The 743-nt window shown below is 73.5% G+C and carries 1 protein-coding gene; it reads right to left on the minus strand.

All coding sequences use genetic code 11. The features are described 5' to 3' along the window. On the minus strand, nt 1-743 hold a 743-nt coding region (locus tag Mco01_RS38765; RefSeq protein ID WP_204061799.1), incomplete at both ends, for a ketoacyl-synthetase C-terminal extension domain-containing protein.

The following is a 743-nucleotide window of genomic DNA, read 5'->3' on the forward strand; positions in this document are numbered from 1 at the left end:
TGCGCTGCCACCCCCACCGCCACCCCCACCGCCACCCCCGCCGGCTCCGCCGCCGGTGCTGTGAGTGGTGCGGGTGTTGGTGGTGCCGGTGATCAGCCCCGGCCCGGTGCTGGCCCGGGCAGCGAGAGCTTTGGTTCGCTGGAGTAGTTCGTGGCGTGTGGTGCCGAGGATGACGGCGCGGTGGTTCAGGTGGGCGCGGGTGGTGGCCAGTGAGTGCGCCACATCCCGGGCATCGAGCTCGGGGTGGCGTTCCAGATGGGCGGCCAGCCGCCCGGCCTGCGCGTGCAACGCCTCCACCGTCTTGCCCGACACCACCCACGCCACCGGCACCCCCACACCCGGATCGGTGGATTCCCGGGCGCTCTGTACTGGTCCTGCTGATCGCGGCTCGGCGCGGTTCGGGTCCGTGCGGTCGTCCGTGGGGGCTTGTTCGACGATGACGTGGGCGTTGGTGCCGCTGACGCCGAAGGCGGAGACGGCGGCGCGGCGGGGCCGGCCGGTCTCCGGCCAGGGCACCGGCTCGGTGAGCAGGGCGACGGCTCCGGTGGTCCAGTCGACGTGGGGGGTGGGGTGGTCGATGTGGAGGGTCTTCGGCAGGACGCCGTGCCGCATGGCCAGCACCATCTTCATCACCCCGCCCACCCCGGCGGCGGCCTGGGCGTGGCCGATGTTGGATTTGAGGGAGCCGAGCCATAGGGGGCGCCCCTCGGGCCGGTCCCTGCCGTACGTCGCGAGCAGCGCCT

Origin of the sequence: Microbispora corallina, from assembly GCF_016863035.1 — a bacterium.
In the GTDB taxonomy this organism is placed as follows: domain Bacteria; phylum Actinomycetota; class Actinomycetes; order Streptosporangiales; family Streptosporangiaceae; genus Microbispora; species Microbispora corallina.